Source organism: Polaribacter litoreus, assembly GCF_054584775.1.
Window position 1 is genome coordinate 1 of sequence record NZ_JBTLRD010000016.1, and the last position, 22362, is coordinate 22362.

Here is a 22362-nt window from a genome sequence, read left to right on the forward strand (position 1 = left end):
TGAACCACCTGCAGGAGTATTTGCCAATGCTATTGTAGCTAAAATTTCTCCATTTACTCTTTCTGTAAAGGTAACATTACCAGAAATTCCTGATACTGCTTTCTCACCTAAATCGTAGGTAATGGTGTTTTCTGTTAGTGCATTTTCACCAATATCTCCTTGAGCAACGATTGTACTTAAATTATCGGAACTTAAATGAACATTAATGTAACCATCGAAGTTTAACAATTCTTCGTAGGTAATTCTTGAACCATCATCTTTGTTAGAAAATGTGGTAACACTTCTTCCTGTATCTCCATCTACTGGATTTAGACTTACTACAATACCACCACCTTCTAAAGCAGAATTTGCATGTATATGTGCTGGATGTGAACCTCCTTCTGGAGTATTATTTAACGCTAAAACAACAGTTACCGAGGCATCTTGATTTTTTATAAATCTGGCAGTACCTGAAATTCCTGCTACTGCTTTTTCTTCTAAATTATATGTTGTTGCCAAACCTGTTGGTGTTGTAAACAAGTGCTCATCATCATTATCGCAACTTGTAAAGGCGATAAATGAAAACACTAATAATAAAATCGATGTAAATTTTTTCATAATTTTGTTTATATTTTTTATTTATTTGTTAAACAAATCTAACACAATAAAATGTTTAAATGAAGTAAACTTTGAACCTATATTGGCATTTAACAAAGCATTAGCATAGTTGATATTAATTTTACTAAAGTTTTCCCAATTATGTTAAAATCAAATTAATTTAACTCAATTATTTTCTTAGTTGTAGTTTTTTTCAATAAAATGATGCAAAAGAAGCACGCTAAATTTTATGTGTTGGCTTTTTTATTACTTTCGTGCTACGATGATCATCTCAAAAAAAATATTACCTGTTATTGTTATTTCTCAATTCTTTTGTACATCATTATGGTTTGCAAGTAATGGTGTTATGAACAGTTTGGTAGCAACATTCTCTTTAAATGATAATGCTCTTAGCCTACTAACATCTGCTGTACAATTTGGTTTTATTGCAGGCACGTTATTATTCGCAGTATTGTGTATTGTAGATCGTTTTTCTCCATCAAAAGTTTTCTTTTTTAGTGCTGTTTTTGGTGCCATTTTTAATATATCTATGATATATAACAATCAATCCTTGTTTACTTTGTTCATATTACGTTTTTTTATTGGATTTTTTTTAGCTGGTGTTTATCCTGTAGGTATGAAAATAGCTACAGATTATTACAATAAAGGTTTGGGAAAGTCTTTAGGATTTTTAGTTGGAGCTTTGGTTATTGGTACTGCTTTACCTCATTTATTGAAAGATCTTCTTATTCATTTTTCTTGGAAAAGTGTACTTATTATAACTTCTATTTTAGCTGTTTTTGGTGGTTCATTGATGTTGGTTTTTGTTAAGAATGGACCATACAGAAGCCAAAGTACTAATCTAGATTTATCTGCTTGTTTTAAAGTTTTTAGAAATAAAAACTTTAGAAAAGCTGCTTTTGGCTATTTTGGACATATGTGGGAATTATATACTTTTTGGACCTTTATACCTATTTTGCTATCAATTTATGAAAATATGAACAGTAATATTTCTTTTAATATACCTTTGCTTTCTTTTTTAATTATTGGAATTGGTAGTTTTGCTTGTGTTTTGAGTGGATATATTTCAGAAAAAATAGGAATACAAAAAACGGCATTTAGTTTTCTTCTATTATCTTGCTTATGTTGTTTAATATGTCCTTTTATTTTTTTGAGTACTAATCAATATGTTTTTGTTTCTTTTTTAGTTTTTTGGGGAATTGTAGTTATCGGAGATTCGCCTCTATTTTCTACAATGGTGGCACAAAACGCTCCTAAAAAAGATAAAGGGACTGCATTAACTATTGTGAATTGCGTTGGTTTTTCGATAACGATTATTAGTATTTTAGCTTTAAACCAAATAAGAATAATTACTGAATCTAATTTGGTTTTTATGATTTTAGCTATTGGACCAATTTTAGGCTTAATTGCTATAAAAAGAAAAACTCCTGATGAACAGGAGTTTTAAGATATTTTATAACTTATAATTATTACTCATTTTGTTTTTTAATTAAATTTAAAGCAGAACCTTCATTATACCAATCAATTTGTGCTTTGTTGTATGTATGATTTAGTTTGATGGTGTCTTTGCTATCATCTGTATGTACAACTTCTAAAGTCAACTGTTTGTCTGGAGCAAATTCATTTAAATCTACAAAATTAAAAATATCATCCTCTTGAATTAAATCATAATCTGCTTCATTATCAAAAGTTAGCCCTAACATTCCTTGCTTTTTTAAATTAGTTTCATGAATTCTTGCAAAAGATTTAACAATAACAGCAGCAACACCTAAATGTCTTGGTTGCATTGCAGCATGTTCTCTAGAAGAACCTTCTCCGTAATTATGGTCTCCAACAACTACTGTTTTAATGCCCTCTTTTTTGTATGCTCTTTGTACTGCAGGTACAGCATCATATTCACCTGTTAATTGATTTTTTACAAAGTTTGTTTTTTTATTAAACGCGTTTACAGCACCAATTAGAGTATTGTTTGCAATATTATCTAAATGACCTCTAAAGCGTAACCAAGGCCCAGCCATAGAAATATGATCTGTAGTACATTTTCCAAAAGCTTTAATTAATAATTTAGCTCCTGTAATTGAATTTCCTAAAGGCTCAAAAGGGGTTAATAATTGTAATCTTTCTGAATCTTCATTAACAGCAATTTCTACATTACTTCCATCTTCTTTTGGTGCAAGATATCCATTTTCTTTTACATCAAAACCTTTTGGTGGTAATTCCCAACCTGTTGGTTCATCTAGCATTACTTCCTCTCCATTTTCATTAATTAATGTATCTTTTAAAGGATTAAAATCTAAACGACCTGCTATGGCAATAGCCGCTGTAATTTCTGGTGAAGCCACAAACGCGTGTGTATTTGGGTTTCCATCTGCCCTTTTAGCAAAATTTCTATTAAATGAATGTACAATACTATTTTTAGGAGCATTTTTAGGATCTGAATATCTAGCCCATTGCCCAATACAAGGACCACAAGCATTCGTAAAAATTTTTGCCCCTAATTTTTCAAAGATTCCTAAAATACCATCTCTATCTGCAGTGTACCTTACTTTTTCAGAACCTGGATTGATACCAAATTCTGCTTTTGTTTTTAAACCTTTATCTAAAGCTTGTTGCGCTATGGATGAAGCTCTTGATAAATCTTCATAAGATGAATTTGTACAAGAACCTATTAACCCCCACTCTACTTGCATTGGCCAATTATTTTCTTGTGCTTTTTCTGTCATAGCAGCACCAACTTCTGTAGATAAGTCTGGTGTAAAAGGTCCGTTTAACAATGGTCCTAACTCAGATAAATTAATCTCGATAACTTGACCAAAATAATCTTCAGGATTAGCATACACTTCTGGGTCAGCGGTTAAATATTCTTTAACTTTATTCGCAGCATCTGCAACATCTTCTCTTTCTGTAGCACGTAAATAACGTTCCATAGATTCATCATAACCAAAAGTAGACGTAGTTGCGCCTATTTCAGCTCCCATATTACATATTGTTCCTTTTCCTGTACAAGACATAGAAGTTGCGCCAGGGCCAAAATATTCTACAATTGCACCTGTACCTCCTTTTACAGTTAAGATTTCTGCTACTTTTAAAATAACATCTTTAGGAGCTGTCCATCCTGAAAGTTTACCAGTTAGTTTTACACCAATTAGTTTTGGAAATTTTAATTCCCATGCCATACCAGCCATTACATCAACAGCATCAGCACCACCAACACCAATAGCTACCATACCTAAACCACCTGCATTTACTGTATGCGAATCTGTACCAATCATCATCCCTCCTGGAAAAGCATAGTTTTCTAAAACAACTTGATGAATAATACCTGCACCCGGTTTCCAAAAACCAATACCATATTTGTTAGAAACTGACTCTAAAAAATTAAAAACTTCGCTACTTGTGCTATTGGCATGTTTTAAATCTGTTGCTGCACCTTCTTTAGCTTGAATTAAATGATCGCAATGAACGGTTGTTGGAACAGCTACTTTAGGCTTACCTGCTTGCATAAATTGTAATAACGCCATTTGAGCTGTTGCATCTTGACACGCAATTCTATCAGGAGCAAAATCTACATAATCTTTACCTCTTGTAAATTGTTTTGTAGGAACTCCATCCCATAGATGAGAATACAATATTTTTTCGGCCAATGTAAGTGGTTTTCCTGTTATATTACGAGCGGCATCAACGCGTTCTGTAATGTTTGCGTAAACTTCTTTAATCATATCAATATCAAATGCCATAAGTATAAATTTTTTAGTTATTGTTATACCACTAATTTAAATAAATTTATAAGGAAAACAATTGACTTCCTTAATTTTATTTCTATAAAACTATTTTTATAATCTATTTGCATTAATTAACGCGAGTTAGAGACCCTTTTAGGTTGATATCGGTTTATTTTACTAAAAAATAGTAAATCGTTATTTCTAACACTATTGAGTTAAAAATAATTTTTATAGAAAGCAGCTTTCGATGCAAATTGTGTAGCTAAGAAATTTCAAATTTAAAGTAAAATTCCTATATTTTAGTAAAAATGACATTCGTTTTAAAGAATAATAATACATTAATAATTAGCGTTTTTTAAATCGAATTCATGTTAATTTATTTTGATTTTTTCCATAAAAAAAAGCTCAAGTTTAAAACTTGAGCTTTTGTGCTTATTAGTAAACTTTATAGGTTAGCTTACTAATTGTTTTTGTGATGGTTTGAATTTTGTTAAAACAATACCGTCTACTGCTTTTTCGTACTCTGCCATTGTTGGAGTTCTTCCTAAAATTGTAGATAACACCACAACTGGAGTAGAAGATAGTAAAGATTCTCCTTTTTTATCTCCTGTATCTTTTACAACTCGCCCTTGAAATAAACGTGTTGACGTAGCCATTACTGTATCTCCTGGTTCTGCTTTTTCTTGATTACCCATACATAGATTGCATCCTGGGCGCTCTAAATATAACATATTTTGATATTTAGTACGTGCTAGACCTTTAGGAGCATTATCATCAAATTCGAAACCTGAGTACTTTTGTAAAACTTCCCAGTCTCCTTCTGCTTTTAACTCATCAACAATATTATATGTTGGTGGTGCTACAACTAAAGGTGCTTTAAATTCGATTTCGCCTTGTTGCGCTTCGATATTTTTAAGCATTTGTGCCAAAATTTGCATATCACCTTTGTGAATCATGCAAGAACCAATAAAACCTAAGTCTACTTTTTTAGTTCCTCCATAAAAAGATAATGGACGAATAGTATCATGCGTATAACGCTTAGAAACATCTTCATTATTAACATCTGGATCAGCAATCATTGGTTCAGCAATTTCATCTAAATCAATAACAACATCAGCATAATAATTGGCATCAGCATCTGGTTTTAAAGCAGGTTTAATGCCTGTTTTTAGTTCTTGAATTCTGTTATTTGCTTTATCAATTAAGCCTTGTAGCATTTGCTTTTCATTATCCATTCCTTTATCGATCATAATTTGAATACGATCTCTCGAAATTTCTAAAGATTCTATTAATGTATCTTCTTCTGATATACAAATAGATGCTTTGGCTTTCATTTCTGCTGTCCAATCTGTAAAAGTAAAGGCTTGGTCTGAGGTTAATGTACCAATATGAACTTCTATAATTCTTCCTTGAAACACATTTTCTCCACCAAACTGCTTTAACATTTGTTGTTGAGTTGCATGCACTACATCACGAAAATCCATGAAACTTTTCATTTCACCTTTAAAAGTTACCTTAACTGACTCTGGAATTGGCATTGTAGCTTCTCCTGTTGCTAAAGCAAGTGCAACTGTACCAGAATCTGCGCCAAAAGCAACACCTTTAGACATACGTGTATGAGAATCTCCACCAATAATAATATCCCAATCATCAACTGTTATATCATTTAAAACTTTATGAATAACATCGGTCATTGCATGGTACTTTTCTTTAGGATCACGTGCTGTGATTAAACCAAAGTCATTCATAAATTTCATTAATCTTGGAATGTTTGCTTTTGATTTATCATCCCAAACAGATGCTGTGTGACAGCCAGATTGATAACCTGCATCAACAATAGGAGATACGATGGTTGCTGCCATCATTTCTAATTCTTGAGAAGTCATTAAACCAGTAGTGTCTTGAGAACCTACAATGTTTACTTCTACGCGAACATTAGAACCTGCGTGCAATGTTTTTCCAGGAGTAGTACCTACAGCATTTTTGTTAAATATTTTTTCAACAGCTGTTAGACCTTGCCCATCTATAGAAACTTCTTTAGAAGGTGCATAAACTTGAGGAATATCTATACCTAATATTTTACAGGATAAAGTTTGTAATTTTTTACCAAAAACTACAGCGTAAGAACCACCAGCTCTTATAAATTCCATTTTGGGTGGAGTTAGTGCAGCAGAAATATCTTTTAACTCAACATTACCACTATATAATTTCTTTTTCTTAGTGTTGATAGTTAAAACAGTACCTGTGTTTACAGAGTAAACTTGCTTCAAAATTGGCTCTCCTTCTTGATCAACAATTGTATTGCCATCGTCATCTTTTTGCTGTACCCAATTTTTTAAATCGATACCAATACCACCAGTTACTCCAACTGTTGTTAAAAAAATTGGTGCTATACCATTTGTACCAGCGATTACTGGTGCTATATTGATAAATGGTACATAGGGACTTGAAGAGATACCGGTCCATAATGCCACATTATTAACACCAGACATTCTTGAAGAACCTACTCCCATGGTTCCTTTTTCGGCAATTAACATTACTCTTTTATCTGGATGTTGCTCTTTTAAAGCTAACAATTCTTGTTGCATTTCTTTGTTATGTTCAAACATGCACTGGCCATGCAACTCACGGTCTGATCTTGAATGTGCATCTGCTCCTGGTGATAATAAATCTGTAGAAATATCACCAACTCCTGCTATATAAGTAACTACCTCTATTTCTTCTTCTACCTCTGGTAGCTTTGTAAAAAATTCTGCTTTAGCATAACTTTCTAACAATTCTTTAGATATAGGACAACCTTTTTTGTAGGCTTCTTCTAACCTTTCAACATCAGCTTCATATAAAAATACTTGCATTTTTAGCACTTCTGCAGCTTGTTTGGCTATTTTGATATCTTTACCTAACAGCACTAAATCTAATAAAACTTTGATAGAAGTACCTCCTTTCATGTGAGACAATAGCTCAAATGCAAATTCAGTGGAAATTTCTTTAACTTTAGATTCACCAAGAATAATTTCTTTTAAAAACTTTGCTTTTACACTAGCAGCACTGGTTGTACCAGGCAAAACATTATAAATAAAAAAATTTAGAGAATCTTCTCTAAACTCATTATTTACATCTTTAATTTGGTCGATGATTTCGCTTAGTAACTCTGCCCCGTCAATTGGCTTAGGATGAAGCCCTTGACTTTTACGATCTTCTATCTCTTTGAGATAATCTTTGTAAGTATTCATGAAGTAAATCTTTTTTAAACTTATGGCTTTACAATTTGTAGTTTTTAAAAGCTTAAAGTTTGAATTTTTATAAATTTTAGCGTCGCAAACTTACATTTTTTATCTTTATTTTGAAAGATAAATAATAGATTAGCGCTATTAATAAATAAAAAAAGATTATTAACTGAAAGATTGAGTTTTTCTTAATGAAATATCAAAAAATATATCAATATTTAAAGGCTTTTAAAAAATAAAAAGCAGACTTGTAAGCCGAATTCTGTTCCTTTTTTAAAAAGGCTCTTATCATTTATCTAGTCTCGATATTGCTATCGAAATCTATCTGCCTACCCTTTAGAATCGAGCGAGTAGCTCTCAAGCTCTAATATACATGGCATTGCACCTCATAGAGTTTACCTGGTTTCACTACAGCCTAACTGTACTTGCTTTCTGTTGCACTTGTCCTCAACTTACGTTGGACGGATGTTATCCGCTATGAATACTCTGTGGTGTTCGGACTTTCCTCTGTGTTCTAAACTTTATTCGATATCTTTTGTGAAAATTATTTCTATTCACATATAAAATACGGAAAGAAGTTTAGAACAAAGCGATAAGATAAGTCTGCTTTAAATTTTAATATGTTTGATGTTGAACTTGAATTGTTTTAAATTAAAACCTTGTAATAAAATTCTTTTTATAAAAAACCCACTCAAATGAAATTTGAGTGGGAAAAATTGCTATGAAAAAGAAAAAGTGTTATTGATTTCTCAATAACGATACAAATATATATTAAAAATGATTACCAAAAAACATTTATGATAAATTTTACACCTTTTTTTTTAATTTTTAATACTTTTTTAAGAAAACATGTCTTTAACTTTCTCAAAAAATGATTTGTCCGATTTATTTGGGTTAGGTGAAAAGTTATTGTCTTCTACCATATTTTCAAAGAATTGTTTTTGCTCTTTGTTTAATTCTTGAGGTGTCCAAACATTTATATGAATTAAAAAATCTCCTGTACCATAACGTTCTATGCTAGGTAAACCTTTTCCTTTTAAACGTAATATTTTACCTGATTGTGTACCAGGCTCTATCTTAATTTTTACTTTACCTGTAACCGTTTCTACTTCTTTACTTGTACCTAAAACAGCTTCAGAAAAGTTGATATACAAATCGTAATGAATATTTGTACCTTCTCTTTTTAGGGTTTCGTGAGGTATCTCTTCGATTAAAACCAATAAATCTCCAGAAATTGAATTTTTACCAGGAGCATCGTTTCCTTTACCTCCTACTTTTAATTGAACACCTTCAGTAACCCCTGCAGGTATGTTTATTGGTACAGTTTCTTCTTTTATAACCAAACCTTGAGCATCTGCACCATTAGGTTTAGAACTAATAATTTCTCCAGCTCCAGAACAAGTACTACATGTAGTTGCAGTTTGCATTCTCCCTAAAATGGTGTTTTGAATTCTCATCTCTTGACCAGATCCATTACAAGTAGTACACGTTTTATACTTTACACCACTGGCCTGTACTTTTCTACGAACTTTAACTTTTTTCTCTACACCTTTGGCTATTTCTTCTAAGGTTAACTTTACACGAATGCGCATATTACTACCTTTAACTCTGGCTTGTCTTTGGCCTCCACCACCAAAACCCCCAAAGCCACCACCAAAACCACCTCCATTTCCGAAGATATCTCCAAACTGGCTGAAAATGTCGTCCATATTCATTCCACCGCCACCAAAACCACCACCTTGTGGACCATCAAAGGCTGCATGCCCATATTGATCGTAACGTGCTTTTTTGTTTTCATCACTTAAAACTTCGTAAGCCTCAGCTGCTTTTTTAAACTTTTCTTCTGCGGTAGTATCTCCAGGATTTTTATCTGGATGATATTTAATCGCCATTTTCCTGTAGGCTTTCTTTATTTCTGCTTGTGATGCGGATTTAGATATTCCTAATATTTCGTAAAAATCTTGTTTTGCCATTTTCTTTTAGTTTGCAGTTTGCAGTTTTCAGTGAGCAGTCAGTAATTACTGGCTACTGCTTACTGTATACTGAAAACTAATTACTGTCCTATTACTACTTTTGGATAACGAATAATTTTTTCGCCTAATTTATATCCTTTTTCAACACAGTCAATTACCTTACCTTTTAAATCTTCTGATGGTGCTGGAATTTGAGTGATTGCTTCGTGAATTTCTGCGTCAAACACATCTCCTGCATTCACTTCAATTGAAGTTAAGCCTTTTTGAGTTAAAGTGTTTTTTAATTTATCATTAATTAACTGCATTCCTTTTAATAATTCTTTGTCTTTTGCTTTTTTAATTTCTGACAGTCCTCTGTCGAAATCATCCATAATTGGCAACAAAGCTGTCATTAATTCTTGACTTGCAGTTTTAAATAGTTCTATTCTTTCTCTTGTTGTTCTCTTTTTATAGTTTTCAAACTCTGCAAATAGACGTAAGAATTTATCTTTTTCTGCTTGAATTAATTCTTCAGCAGTTGGTTCTTCTTTTACATCTTCTCGCTCAACTTCTTTCTCAACTTCTTGATTTTCTTCTGCTTGAGAATTTGTTTCTTCTTTTTTGATTTCTTCTTCTTTTATTTCTTCTTGCTTACTCATTTTCAGTAATCGTTAAATTGTTTACAATTTATTGTCAAAAACGTTGCCAATAAAAAAATAGTGTCAAATTGACACTATTATAAATTATTTTTAAACATGAGACCAATTTTCGCCAGACTTAATTCGATGTATTTGAGTATCAGAAACCCCAAAACGTTTGGCTATCATTGATATCCTTGTCCGATTATTTTTTAATTGACGTTTAATTATTTTTACTTTTCCTTCAGTTAATTTACCTATATTTTTACTTCTTTTTTCAACAACCTTATCCCAGTTTGGATGACTGAATTGATGTAACTCTTTTTCTCGTTTGGTAGCCCATTTTAAGTTATTTACCTCATTATTATCTTTATCATAATCTAAATGAATTACAAAGCACTGCTCATCGTTTTCTTTTTCTAGAAAATGTTGAGCTACTAATTTATGTACATATCTACTGGTAGATTTGTTATTTACTTCTTGTTTTAGAGATATGGTTTCGTAACCATTTATAAATGTGCGTTTTCTGAGAAATTCTTTGTCATTTTTACAATTAATTACTCTTCCGTAATTAGAAATTTTAAATTTCTCTTTCTTTGAAATTTTTTCATCAAATTGAATTTCTTTCCACTCTTCTTGCCATAAATTTCTGATCATTCTTTAAAAGTTTAATTAATAATAAACAAAACTTTTTCTTTTTCTTATTTAAAATTTTCTTTTTCTAGCAATGTTATTTTTTAATGTTCTATTCTTTCAATTTTTGCTCCAATAGATTTTAGTCGAGCTTCAATATTTTCGTAACCCCTGTCTATTTGTTCTATATTATGAATAATACTAGTGCCTTTTGCAGAAAGTGCTGCAATTAATAAAGATATACCTGCTCTAATGTCTGGAGATGTCATTGTTGTTGCTTTTAAAGTACTTTCAAAATTTTGCCCAATAACAGTGGCTCTATGAGGATCGCATAATATAACTTTTGCGCCCATATCTATTAATTTATCCACAAAAAACAAACGACTTTCAAACATTTTTTGATGAATTAAAACGGTTCCTTTTGCTTGGGTTGCAATAACCAAAACAATACTCAATAAATCTGGCGTAAAGCCTGGCCATGGAGCATCTGCGACTGTTAATACAGATCCGTCTATATAATTCTGAATTTCATAAGATTGTTGTTCAGGTATATAAATGTCATCGCCTATTTTTTCAAATTCAATTCCAAGTTTTGCAAACACATTAGGAATTTGTCCTAAATTCTCCCAGCTTACATTTTTAATTGTTAATTCTGAACGTGTCATAACAGCAACACCAATCCAAGAACCAATTTCAATCATATCTGGCAGTACTCTATGCTCACAACCTCCTAGAGTATCAACACCTGTAATTGTTAGTAAATTAGAGCCTACACCAGTAATGTTTGCTCCCATTTTATTTAACATTTTACACAATTGTTGAATGTAGGGTTCGCAAGCGGCATTGTAGATTGTAGTTGTACCTTTAGCCAAAACAGAAGCCATTAAAATATTGGCAGTACCAGTTACAGAAGCTTCATCTAACAACATATCTGTACCTACTAATTCATCTGCTTCTACTCCATAGAAATATTCTTCTTTATTGTACCTAAAGGTAGCTCCCAAATTAATGAAACCTTCAAAATGTGTGTCTAATCTTCTACGACCAATTTTATCTCCTCCAGGTTTAGGTATATAGCCTTTTCCAAAACGTGCTAGTAATGGACCAACTATCATTATAGAGCCTCTTAATGAGCTACCATCTTTCTTAAATTCAGGAGATTTTAAATATTCTAGTTTAATTTCATCGGCTTGAAAAGTATAAGAATTCCTGCTTAATTTATGTATTTTAACTCCTAATTCTCCTAGAATAAAAATCAATTTATTTACGTCTATAATATCTGGAATATTATGAACTGTAATTTTTTCTGGCGTTAATAAAACTGCACAGAGTATTTGTAAAACTTCATTTTTTGCTCCTTGTGGAGTGATGGTTCCTTGTAATTTATACCCACCTTCAATTTTAAATGATGCCATTGTTAGTACCTTTTTCTACCTTTGTTATGGTGAGTTTTTTTGTGATTATTTTTAGAATGATTTTGCCCTTGGGAATTTCTTTTTCTTAACAAATTTTTACTCTCAGTTAATATTTCATCAGAATTTCTTAAATCGATTTTACCATCAGACAAATCATATAAATGTTTAAAAATAACAGCATCATCTACAGTATCTTTGTTCCAATTTAGGTAACATTTTTTCATGTGATTGGCTATGGTAAATACTAAAGCTTCTTTCATATCTCCTTCATCCCAACTTAAAGCAACATCTATCATTGTTTGTATGTTGTTACCATAATAACGATATCTTGATGCTGATTTTGGGTACGCTAAAGGTTCTGGTTTTTCTTGTAATTCTTCTTTAGAAGGTTGTGGGTAAGGAGAATCTACATCTAAATCAAACTTTGCCATTATAAAAAGTTGATCCCATAATTTATGTTTAAAATCTGGAACATCTCTTAAATGCGGTTGTAAATTTCCCATAACATCTACAATTGCTTTTGCCATTGTGTTACGGTCTTCTTTGGTTTCTAAAGCTACACAATGATCTACTAGTTTTTGAATATGACGTCCATATTCGGGTATTATCATTAATGTTCTTTCTGAATTATATTCTAAATCGAATGTCATTTATCTATTTTTGTGAAGTATTTTATCTAATTGTAATTGAAAACTCTCAAAAAGATTTTTATTGCTTTTCAATCAAACAATTATTATATGTAGTTATTTAACGTTGCAAAATAATTAATTATTACGAATTAGTAATTATTAATTAGAATTAATTATCCAATTACCTTTAATTTTGCAAATTGTAGCAACAATTTCTTTTTACCAACTGTACTAAATTTGATTTCTGCTTTTTTATTGGGTCCTTTTCCTTCTAAAGCAATAACCTCTCCTGCTCCAAACCTATTGTGCTCAACAATATTACCTACTGCCACATCACTATCAAATAAATTTGTTTTTGTTGTGGCCTGTGTTACTTTTTTTAAATTTTTAGGAACAATAATTTCTTTCTTTTTTAAGATTTCTCTTTCCTTTTTTTTACGCTGAATAGGTTTCTGAAAACGAATTCCTTTAGGAGCATCATCAAAAATACTTTTATCAACAAAACGATTTACAGAAGGTTCTGGAACTTTAGGGGTAATGTAATATAAATATTGATCGTCTATTTCTTCTAAAAATCGGCTTGGTTCAGCATCTACCAATTTACCCCATCTGTAACGTGTTTGTGCATAACTTAAATAAGCCACTTTTTCTGCCCTTGTTAAAGCTACGTAAAACAACCTTCGCTCTTCTTCTAACTCACTTCTGGTATTCATGCTCATTGCAGAAGGAAATAAATTTTCTTCTAAACCAACAATGTATACATATAAATATTCTAATCCTTTAGATTGATGAATGGTCATTAAAGAAACACTCGGTTTATCGTTATTTTTCTTAGAATCAAAATCTGTAGCTAAGGCAACATCCTCTAAAAACGTGGTTAAAGAAGCATCTTCACCTTCTTCTATTTTATCGGTAATAAAATCTTTAATTCCGTTTAATAATTCTTGAACGTTTTCTACTTTGCTTACAGCTTCTGGTGTACCGTCTTTTTCTAAGTCTTTTATTAAACGTGTTTGTTTTACAACCGTTTCTGCAATTTCAAAAGCATTTTTAGCTTGCGATTCTATTTGTAATCGTAAAATCATATTCATAAAATTCTGGAGCTTATTTTTTGTTCCTGAATTAATTTTTATATCGATTTTATCAATATACTTTATGATTTCAAAAATGGATTTTTTATAGTGATTTGCAGCAATTGTAAGTCTATCAATGGTTGTAGCTCCAATTCCTCTTGCTGGGTAATTGATAATTCGTTTTAAAGCTTCTTCATCATTTGGGTTGATGAGAATTCGTAAATAAGATAAAATATCTTTTATCTCTTTTCTTTGATAAAAAGAAATTCCTCCATAAATGGTGTACTCGATATTTTTTTTACGCAAGGCATCTTCAATAGCCCTTGATTGTGAATTGGTTCTGTATAACACACAAAAATTATCAGGAGTCATTTGATTGGTTTTCATATTTTCCCAAATAGATTGTGCTACAAAACGACCTTCTTCACCATCAGAAATGGTACGCATCACATTTATGGAATCTCCTGCATCATTAGAGGTCCAAACTTCTTTATCTAACTTGGTTTTATTTCTTGCAATTACAGAGTTAGCTGCGTTTACAATATTTTTTGTGGATCGATAATTTTGCTCTAATTTAAAGGTTTTTACATCAGGATAATCTTTTTGAAAATTTAAAATATTCTGAATATTAGCCCCCCTAAAACTATAAATACTCTGAGAATCATCACCCACTACACAAATATTACCAAATTTATCTGCTAAAGCCCTTACAATGATGTATTGTGAGTGATTTGTATCCTGATACTCATCAACCATAATATATCTAAATCTGTCTTGATATTTTGCCAAAACATCAGGAAAACGAGCCAGTAATTCATTGGTTCTTAACAATAAATCATCAAAATCCATGGCACCAGATTTAAAACATCTGTCTACATATTCTTTATAAATATCACCAACTTTTGGTCTGCTTGCGTGTAAATCTGCTTCTTGTAAATCAGAATTATTAAAGTACGCTCTAACTGTTATTAAGCTATTTTTGAATGATGAAATTCGTCCTAAAATTTGCTTGGCTTTGTAGCGTTCTTTATCCAAGTTCATTTCTTTAATAATTGCAGTTATTAAACGTACTGAATCTTGAGTATCGTAAATTGTAAAGTTGCTAGGAAAACCTAACTTGTCTGCTTCTGATCGTAAAATTCTAGCAAAAACCGAGTGAAAAGTTCCCATCCAAAGGTTTTTGGCTTCACTTTGGCCTACAACTCCTGCAATTCTTTCTTTCATTTCACGAGCTGCTTTGTTGGTAAAAGTTAGCGATAAAATATTAAAAGAATCTACTCCAGATTGCATTAAATGCGCAATTCTATAGGTTAAAACACGTGTTTTTCCAGAACCTGCACCTGCTATAATTATCATTGGACCATCTTTTTGCAAGACAGCCTTTTTTTGTGCTTCGTTTAAAGTATTTAAATAAGTATTCAATGGTAAATTTTGAAAGAATTTAAAAACGTGAAATTAGCCAAACTATTCGTTTTTATAAAGTAACCTTGTTAGTTTTTATTCACAAATTATTTTACAAATATTCGTTCTAAAACCCGAATTAACAAGAATTCGTCTTAAAACCCGAATTTATTAAAATTCGTCTTAAAACCCGAATAATTTTGAAATTGACGATAAAAAAAGTATTTTTACTAAAAATTTACAATGACAAGCATTTTAACAGGCGATATTATAAACTCTAGAAATGTAGCTACACAGCTGTGGTTACCGATCTTAAAAGATGCATTTAATGCTGTTGGAACATCACCTAAAACTTGGGAAATATACAGAGGAGATAGTTTTCAAGTTGAAATTAATTCGATAGATGAAGCATTATTATTTGCTATAAAATTAAAAACAGCCTTAAAGAAAATTAAAAATTTGGATGTTAGAATTGCAATTGGAATTGGAGCAAAAAACGAAACGTTTAAAAACATTACAGAAGGAAATGGAGAAGCGTTTATAAATAGTGGGTTTGCTTTTGATAATCTTTTAAAAAAACAAAATTTAGCAATTAAATCTCCTTGGCCAGACTTTGATAACATCTTAAACACCTCTTTAGCTTTAGCTTTATTAACCATGGATAACTGGACCATAAATTCGGCTACTTTTGCAGAAATGTATTTAAAAAACCCAACACTTACTCAGAAAATTATCGCAAAAAAATTAAATATATCAGAAAGTAGCGCAAGTGAACGTAGAAAAAGAGCTGGTTTAGATGAAATTATGCAATTAGAACAGTTGTACAGAGATTTAATCAACAATAAAACTACAAATTAATGTTACTCTTTTTAAAATTCTTATTAGCACATATTTTGGGTGATTTTGTTTTTCAGTCAGAAAAATGGGTAACAGATAAAGAAAAAAAGAAAGTAAAATCTTTACGTTTATATTTTCATATTGGTGTGCACATTTTATCTTTATTGCTTATCCTTTTATTTGATATACAACAATACTGGTTAGGTTTTCTGTTTATAATTACAACTCATTATAGTATAGATCTTTTAAAATTATATCTTCAGAAGAAAAAAACAAAGCGAATTTGGTTTTTTATAGATCAAATTTTACACTTGTTTATGTTGATGATTGCTGTTTCTTTTTATGAAGATTTTAATTTATCTCTAGAAAATATCATCACCAAAAAAACGTTATTACTACTAATTTTTATATTGATGGTTGTTTTTGTGTCAGCCATTATCATAAAAATAATAATAACACAATGGAATCCTGAAAAGAAAAAAGAAAACGACGATTCACTTGCCAAAGCTGGTAGATATATAGGTATTTTAGAGCGCTTATTTGTTTTTACTTTTGTAATTACAAATCATTGGGAAGGCATAGGATTTTTATTAGCGGCAAAATCTGTTTTTAGATTTGGAGATTTAACATCATCTAAAGACCGAAAACTAACAGAATACATTTTAATTGGTACTTTATTAAGTTTTGGCTTTGCTGTCTTTTTAGGAATTTTATATTTGTATGTTTTAAATAAATTGTAATTTATGGAAGATAAATTGTTAGAAAGCATTGCTTACATTTTACCTGCAGCAGTAACTGGTTTTGTGGCTTATTATATGTTTAATGGATTTATTCAGCAACAAAATAATGAGAAAAAAATGATGTTAATGGCCGAAAGGAAAAAGGAATCATTACCTATAAAACTGCAAGCCTACGAGCGTATGTTGTTGTTTTGTGAGCGCATAAACCCTGTAAAAATGTTGTTGAGGGTAAAACCTTTATCTGAAGATACTTCTGATTATTTGCAGCTAATTATCGCTAATATTGATCAAGAATTTGAGCATAATTTAGTGCAACAAATTTATATTTCTAAGGATGCTTGGCTATCTATTGTTGCATCTAAAAGAGCCATTATTAATAAATTAAAACAAGTGGCAGAAGTTTCTAGTTCTGCAAACAATTTTAGAGAGAATATCTTAATAGATTATTCTAAAACTTTGCCACCTACTGAAACTGCCATCGATTTTATTAAAAGTGAGGTACGAAGATTAATATAATCAAAGAGGCTGTCTGAAAAGTAGGTTTGGATGTCGTTTTTATTGAAGTCAAAAAAATCTATGTATTTAATTATCAATAAATAAGATTTCTCCATTACAGTTGAAAATAACAAATTTTAATACTTTTCAGACAGCCTCTTCTAATTACAATGAACCATTGTAATAGGGGAAAAAACTAAAAGTGTAACCTTACCCCTATTTTGTAATTTCTACCTCTTGTTGAAAACCCAAGGATATCATCATAATCTTCATTTAACATATTGGTTATACCTCCAAAAAAGGTTACGGTTTCATTTAATACTTTATAATTAGCAGTTAGATCTAAAACTTGGTAGCTTTCTAAAATAACATCTTCTTCTGCATTACCAAAAGAACCATATCTATCAAAAACAGTTCTTTCTCCAACATTTTTATAGGTTATATTAAAAAAAGTATTTTTAAGTGGATTATAGTTGATGCTAGCTGTAAACTTATTAGCGGGTATGTAATCGTCAAAATCTTCAAATTGATCTCTATCTATAAAGGTATATGAAAAATTAAACGTTAAAAAATCTGTAGGAATAATGTTTGTATTGAACTCAAAACCATTGGCATCAGATGAACCATTGGCATATTTAAAAGTAGTATTATTAAAAATAATAGCATCTTCTTCATTTCTATTAAAATAAACAACGTCTAGATGAATCCAATCTTGATAGCCAGCTTCAAAACCTATTTCAAAAGTTTGGTTCGATTCTGGTTTTAAATCAATATTACCAGCAAAACCATCATATAATTGATACAAACTTGGTGCAATAAAGGCAGTACTGTAAGATGTAATTAGCTTTAAAGAGGTTTTATCATTTTTAAGCGCCGCAAATGCCAAGTTTCCATCATACACCAAATGGTTTCCATAAATGTTATGCATGTTATAGCGTCCTCCAACATTTACACTTAATCCAGAATTACTAATATATACCAAACTAGCATAAGGGTCAACTGTATTAAAATTGGCAATATCTTTATCTATTATTGCAAACGGAGTTTCGGTTTGATTGGAATGTTCTTGGTAATTGATTCCTGTAATTAATTGTAATTTATCAGAATATTCGTATTTGTTTACCAAATCTAAATTTATACTTTGCCCATTAAATTGATAATTGTCTAAAGTATTTGAGAAAGAATTGAATTGATCTAAACCTCTTTTTACCTTATTTAAAGAAGCTAAAAGATATAATTGCCCTTTTTTGTAAGTAAAACTAGGCTTTATTCCAAATCTTACTTGTTTTTGATTTCCCTCATTAACCTCGCTATCTGCAAAAGCACCAGTATCAAAACCATACTCAAACTCATCAAAATTAAAAAAAGATTGTATAGAAAACTTTTTATGAAATGTATAGCCTAATTTTAATAAAATATTTCTACTGTAAAAACCATCTTCCTCAAAAGTGGTATTTGAATTGCTTTTTGCAGACGACATTCCATCAACTTTAGTCATACTAAAAGAACTCAAAAAATTGAATTTCCCTAAAGTGCCATTCACAGAAACATTTTGATTGTTATCTGCCGAATTTTCTCCTTTTATTGTTGCTGTATGATTAGTTCCCACACTAGTTTCAAAAGTACCTGAAATTTTATCTTTTGATGATTTCTTTAAAATGATATTAATCACTGCAGTTGCAGCACCAGAGCCATATAAGGTAGATGAAGCACCTTTTAAAATTTCGATACTTTCAATTTGGCTAACTGCCAATAAACGCAAATCAAACTCTTGATTAATACCTGATTGATCTGTAACAGGTACACCATCAATAAGCACTAAAACCTGCCTACTTCTGCCACCTCTAACATAAATATTTCTTGGTTCTGCTGCATTAGCGTTTACACCTCTAACATCTATTCCAACAACGTTATTTAAGATTTCAATAACATTTTTACCTGCATTTTCTTGTAATTGTTTTTGGGTAATTTTAGTAATTACTTTACCTGTGTTTTCTTTTTTTAAAGCAAACTTTGTAGCCGTAACTACAATTTCTCCTAAAGATTCTACATTTTCTTTTTTCTCTTTTTGTGCAAAAAGATTTTTACTGATAAAACTGCATACCAGCAAGCTTACAATTAATAATTGTTTTTTCATTATAATGATTTAGTTTAAAATTTGTCTTTAATTATTTTTATAAAAGACAATAGTTAGTTAGTCCGAAACCATTTTCGGATTTTTTTAAATAAATCAGGTAAATTTTGTGTACAAATAGTTATTAGTACATAAACTTTTATCCCGAAAGTTTTTACTCGTGATAATGGCAGGTCTCCTGACTTGTTTTTATGTTATTTGCCTTCCCAACAGTATATGTCAGTGGCTTCAGAATAAATAACATCCTCTACAGAGGTACTGAAACTAGTTCAGTATAAACTTACAGTTGCGGGTACAGTTCTGGTTTTTCACCAGATTCCCTTTTAATTCAATACAAAATGATTTTTTGCATTAAAACCAAAATCTTTGCAAATGTATATGTATTCTTTTTAAGAATCTAATAAAATCTATCATCAATTTTATATCTTTAAAAATTCAATATTTAATGATTTATGAGAATAGAAAATGACTTAAAATTAGGTTTTAAAGATGTTATGATTCGCCCTAAACGTTCCACTTTAAAATCACGATCAGAGGTAAATTTAGAAAGAGAATTTAAATTTTTACACAGTAATATTGTTTGGAAAGGAGTGCCAATTATGGCTGCAAATATGGATACTGTTGGCACATTTGAAATGGCAATTGCTTTAGCTAAACATAAAATGTTTACCGCAATTCACAAACATTATTCTATAAACGAGTGGCGTAATTTTGCGACAAATTCATCCGAAGAAGTTTTAAAAAATATTGCTGTAAGTACAGGAACTGGAAAAGAAGATTCTAAAAAAGTAAAAACCATTTTAAATGAATTTTCTCAAATAAATTTTATCTGTATTGATGTTGCCAATGGCTATTCTGAACATTTTGTAGATTTTGTTAAAAAAATGAGAGCTAATCATCCTAATAAAATAATTATAGCAGGTAACGTAGTTACTGGTGAAATGGTAGAAGAATTATTATTAGCTGGTGCTGATATTGTAAAAGTAGGTATTGGCCCAGGTTCTGTATGCACAACCAGAGTAAAAACAGGTGTTGGATATCCACAACTATCTGCAATTATAGAATGTGCTGATGCTGCACACGGAATGGGAGGACAAATTATTTCTGATGGAGGTTGTAAAATTCCTGGTGATTTATCTAAAGCTTTTGGAGGAAGTGCAGATTTTGTAATGTTGGGTGGCATGTTAGCTGGGCATACAGAAAGTGGAGGCGAATTGATTGAGAAAAATGGCGAAAAATTTAAAGCTTTTTATGGCATGAGTTCAGAAACTGCAATGAATAAACATTCTGGAGGGGTTGCCAATTATAGAGCTTCTGAAGGAAAAACAGTAAAAGTGCCATTTAGAGGAGATGTAGAACACACCATCATAGATATTTTAGGAGGCATACGATCTACCTGCACTTATGTAGGTGCCAAAAGGTTGAAAGAATTGACCAAAAGAACAACGTTTATTAGAGTTCAAGAACAAGAAAACCAAGTATATTCATGATTAAAAAGGTATTGGTTTTTAGTTGTTGGTTTTTAGTGTTTTTTTCTTGCAAAAAAGAAATTCAAAAACCTGAAGATGAAATAGTTCAAAAAAGCAACATAAAATATGCAAAGGGTTTTGATATTATTAATCAGAATGGAAGTAAAAAGTTAATTATAAAATCGGCATTCCAAAACTCTAAAAATACTTTTGAGTTTCTTATTAAAACTAAAATTACAGATACAAATATTAATCATAAATATAAAGTAATAGAAGTTCCTGTCAAAAAAATTGTTGTTACATCAACAACACATATTCCAATGGTAGAATTATTAGGTGAAGAAGCATCTATAATAGGTTTTCCTTATTCTAAGTATGTATCGTCAGAAAAAACAAGACAATTAATTGATGCAGGTAAAATAAAAGAAATTGGCAAAGAAAGTGCTTTAAACACCGAAATTTTATTGGATTTGCAACCACAATTGGTGGTTGGTTACAGTGTTTCTGCTGCAGATAAATCATTAACCACAATTCAAAAATCTGGAATAAATGTGATTTATAATGGAGATTGGCTAGAAGAAACTCCTTTAGGAAGAGCAGAATGGATTAAATTTTTTGGTGTATTATACAATAAAGAACAAAAAGCCGATAGTATTTTTAAAGAAATTGAATCTAACTACCTAGAAGCAAAACATATAGCTTTAAAAACCTCTAAAAAACCTACAATTTTATCTGGAGCCATAATGAGCAAGGATATTTGGAACTTACCTGCTGGTAATAGTTTTGTAGCACAATATTTAAAGGATGCCAATTTGAATTATTTATGGAAAAATACAGAAGGAAAAGGAAGTCTTTCTTTGAGTTTTGAAAGCGTATTTGATAAAGCGCATAATTCTGATTATTGGATTGCACCTGGCTATTTTTTATCAAAAGAACAAATGATAAGAAGCAACAAATTATATGCAAAATTTAAAGCATTTCAAGAAAACGCTATATATACTCCAACTACTAAAAAAGGAAAAACTGGTGGTGTTCTTTACTACGAACTTGCACCTACAAGGCCAGATTTGGTTTTAAAAGATATTATTAAAATTACCAACCCAAAAGTATTACCCAATTACCAATTGACTTTTTTTGAACAAATGCAATAACTTTTATTGTTGCTGCTGTTCTTGCTGTTTTTTGTTTAATTTTTCCTTTTCTTGATATTGATTCCTTACAAGAGAAGCAGCTTTTTCAGATTCTTTTTCTTCGTTATCTTTTTCTATCATATGGTTATTGAGTTTATGTGTTTACAACTATAAACATAAATGATAAATATTAAAAATATTATTTGATTTTATTTTATAAAAAAACTCCAGAAAAACTGGAGTTCGTTATTAAAAGTTGGGGAATTATTT

General features: G+C 30.7%; 16 protein-coding genes, 1 other RNA gene and 1 riboswitch. Of the genes, 6 read left to right on the plus strand and 11 right to left on the minus strand.

Translation table 11 applies throughout. The annotated features are described in order from the left end of the window. Positions 1-597, minus strand: a 597-nt coding sequence (locus tag ACW9UN_RS13535; RefSeq protein WP_518525018.1) for a CHRD domain-containing protein, incomplete at its 3' end; no start/stop codon positions are given. A gap of 262 nt (positions 598-859) precedes the next feature. On the opposite strand from ACW9UN_RS13535, the gene ACW9UN_RS13540 reads away from it, so the two are divergent. Continuing rightward, the gene (locus ACW9UN_RS13540) at positions 860-2044 is read left to right on the plus strand and encodes an MFS transporter (RefSeq protein ID WP_459486835.1); all 1185 of its coding nucleotides are present in this window, start codon (positions 860-862) and stop codon (positions 2042-2044) included. Between the two features lie 22 nt (positions 2045-2066). Here ACW9UN_RS13540 and ACW9UN_RS13545 read toward each other — a convergent pair whose 3' ends face one another. The 9 genes from ACW9UN_RS13545 to ACW9UN_RS13585 all read right to left on the minus strand — a co-directional run bounded on the left by ACW9UN_RS13545 (position 2067) and on the right by ACW9UN_RS13585 (position 15308). Beyond that, positions 2067-4334: an aconitate hydratase gene (locus ACW9UN_RS13545; RefSeq protein ID WP_459486836.1), complete on the minus strand. Its 2268-nt coding sequence runs from the start codon at positions 4332-4334 to the stop codon at positions 2067-2069. A 437-nt stretch (positions 4335-4771) separates the two neighbouring features. Continuing rightward, positions 4772-7552 (minus strand): bifunctional aconitate hydratase 2/2-methylisocitrate dehydratase, encoded by a 2781-nt coding sequence (locus ACW9UN_RS13550; RefSeq protein WP_459486837.1) that lies wholly within the window; start codon positions 7550-7552, stop codon positions 4772-4774. Positions 7553-7781: 229 nt separating this feature from the next. Beyond that, positions 7782-8069, minus strand: an RNA gene (gene rnpB / locus ACW9UN_RS13555) — RNase P RNA component class A. 316 nt (positions 8070-8385) lie between these two features. After that, positions 8386-9519, minus strand: coding sequence for a molecular chaperone DnaJ (dnaJ, locus tag ACW9UN_RS13560; RefSeq protein ID WP_459486838.1), 1134 nt, complete (start codon positions 9517-9519; stop codon positions 8386-8388). 80 nt (positions 9520-9599) lie between these two features. Further along, complete coding sequence (locus ACW9UN_RS13565) at positions 9600-10157, minus strand: nucleotide exchange factor GrpE (protein WP_459486839.1); 558 nt, start codon at positions 10155-10157, stop codon at positions 9600-9602. Between the two features lie 90 nt (positions 10158-10247). Beyond that, positions 10248-10793 (minus strand): NUMOD4 domain-containing protein, encoded by a 546-nt coding sequence (locus ACW9UN_RS13570; protein WP_459486840.1) that lies wholly within the window; start codon positions 10791-10793, stop codon positions 10248-10250. Between the two features lie 80 nt (positions 10794-10873). Further along, positions 10874-12184: a UDP-N-acetylglucosamine 1-carboxyvinyltransferase gene (gene murA, locus ACW9UN_RS13575; protein ID WP_459486841.1), complete on the minus strand. Its 1311-nt coding sequence runs from the start codon at positions 12182-12184 to the stop codon at positions 10874-10876. 2 nt (positions 12185-12186) lie between these two features. Continuing rightward, entirely contained in the window at positions 12187-12834 is a 648-nt protein-coding gene (locus ACW9UN_RS13580) for a DUF4290 domain-containing protein (protein ID WP_459486842.1), read from the minus strand. 152 nt (positions 12835-12986) lie between these two features. Continuing rightward, positions 12987-15308 carry an ATP-dependent helicase gene (locus ACW9UN_RS13585; RefSeq protein WP_459486843.1) on the minus strand — a complete coding sequence of 774 codons (2322 nt, stop codon included), beginning with the start codon at positions 15306-15308 and terminating at the stop codon, positions 12987-12989. 222 nt (positions 15309-15530) lie between these two features. Between ACW9UN_RS13585 and ACW9UN_RS13590 the strand changes: the two genes are divergently transcribed. From ACW9UN_RS13590 to ACW9UN_RS13600, 3 genes are read left to right on the plus strand one after another with little or no spacing between them, the layout of a single operon-like run. Then, on the plus strand, positions 15531-16145 hold the full coding sequence (locus ACW9UN_RS13590) for a transcriptional regulator (RefSeq protein ID WP_459486844.1): 615 nt from the start codon (positions 15531-15533) through the stop codon (positions 16143-16145). After that, entirely contained in the window at positions 16145-16864 is a 720-nt protein-coding gene (locus ACW9UN_RS13595; RefSeq protein WP_459486845.1) for a DUF3307 domain-containing protein, read from the plus strand. The genes ACW9UN_RS13590 and ACW9UN_RS13595 overlap by 1 nt, the downstream gene beginning before the upstream one ends. A 3-nt stretch (positions 16865-16867) precedes the next feature. Further along, the gene (locus ACW9UN_RS13600; RefSeq protein ID WP_459486846.1) at positions 16868-17380 is read left to right on the plus strand and encodes a DUF7935 family protein; all 513 of its coding nucleotides are present in this window, start codon (positions 16868-16870) and stop codon (positions 17378-17380) included. 175 nt (positions 17381-17555) lie between these two features. Here the strand turns inward: ACW9UN_RS13600 and ACW9UN_RS13605 are convergent, their stop codons facing one another. After that, complete coding sequence (locus ACW9UN_RS13605) at positions 17556-19496, minus strand: TonB-dependent receptor plug domain-containing protein (protein ID WP_459486847.1); 1941 nt, start codon at positions 19494-19496, stop codon at positions 17556-17558. A gap of 148 nt (positions 19497-19644) precedes the next feature. Continuing rightward, positions 19645-19870: riboswitch (cobalamin riboswitch) on the minus strand. 75 nt (positions 19871-19945) lie between these two features. Here ACW9UN_RS13605 and guaC point away from each other — a divergent pair. Together guaC and ACW9UN_RS13615 are read left to right on the plus strand one after the other, a co-directional pair. Then, positions 19946-20983, plus strand: coding sequence for a GMP reductase (gene guaC / locus ACW9UN_RS13610; RefSeq protein ID WP_459486849.1), 1038 nt, complete (start codon positions 19946-19948; stop codon positions 20981-20983). Next, positions 20980-22113: an ABC transporter substrate-binding protein gene (locus ACW9UN_RS13615; RefSeq protein ID WP_459486850.1), complete on the plus strand. Its 1134-nt coding sequence runs from the start codon at positions 20980-20982 to the stop codon at positions 22111-22113. The genes guaC and ACW9UN_RS13615 overlap by 4 nt, the downstream gene beginning before the upstream one ends. Positions 22114-22362: the final 249 nt, after the last annotated feature.

What these genes read in the sequence shown, in the direction of transcription:
- dnaJ (WP_459486838.1), bottom strand. Translation starts at nt 9,519, where the DNA reads ATGGCAAAACAAGATTTTTACGAAATATTAGGAATATCTAAATCCGCA.
- guaC (WP_459486849.1), top strand. Translation starts at nt 19,946, where the DNA reads ATGAGAATAGAAAATGACTTAAAATTAGGTTTTAAAGATGTTATGATT.
- ACW9UN_RS13545 (WP_459486836.1), bottom strand. Translation starts at nt 4,334, where the DNA reads ATGGCATTTGATATTGATATGATTAAAGAAGTTTACGCAAACATTACA.
- ACW9UN_RS13605 (WP_459486847.1), bottom strand. Translation starts at nt 19,496, where the DNA reads ATGAAAAAACAATTATTAATTGTAAGCTTGCTGGTATGCAGTTTTATC.
- ACW9UN_RS13600 (WP_459486846.1), top strand. Translation starts at nt 16,868, where the DNA reads ATGGAAGATAAATTGTTAGAAAGCATTGCTTACATTTTACCTGCAGCA.
- ACW9UN_RS13570 (WP_459486840.1), bottom strand. Translation starts at nt 10,793, where the DNA reads ATGATCAGAAATTTATGGCAAGAAGAGTGGAAAGAAATTCAATTTGAT.
- ACW9UN_RS13565 (WP_459486839.1), bottom strand. Translation starts at nt 10,157, where the DNA reads ATGAGTAAGCAAGAAGAAATAAAAGAAGAAGAAATCAAAAAAGAAGAA.
- ACW9UN_RS13540 (WP_459486835.1), top strand. Translation starts at nt 860, where the DNA reads ATGATCATCTCAAAAAAAATATTACCTGTTATTGTTATTTCTCAATTC.
- ACW9UN_RS13580 (WP_459486842.1), bottom strand. Translation starts at nt 12,834, where the DNA reads ATGACATTCGATTTAGAATATAATTCAGAAAGAACATTAATGATAATA.
- ACW9UN_RS13550 (WP_459486837.1), bottom strand. Translation starts at nt 7,552, where the DNA reads ATGAATACTTACAAAGATTATCTCAAAGAGATAGAAGATCGTAAAAGT.
- ACW9UN_RS13590 (WP_459486844.1), top strand. Translation starts at nt 15,531, where the DNA reads ATGACAAGCATTTTAACAGGCGATATTATAAACTCTAGAAATGTAGCT.
- ACW9UN_RS13615 (WP_459486850.1), top strand. Translation starts at nt 20,980, where the DNA reads ATGATTAAAAAGGTATTGGTTTTTAGTTGTTGGTTTTTAGTGTTTTTT.
- murA (WP_459486841.1), bottom strand. Translation starts at nt 12,184, where the DNA reads ATGGCATCATTTAAAATTGAAGGTGGGTATAAATTACAAGGAACCATC.
- ACW9UN_RS13595 (WP_459486845.1), top strand. Translation starts at nt 16,145, where the DNA reads ATGTTACTCTTTTTAAAATTCTTATTAGCACATATTTTGGGTGATTTT.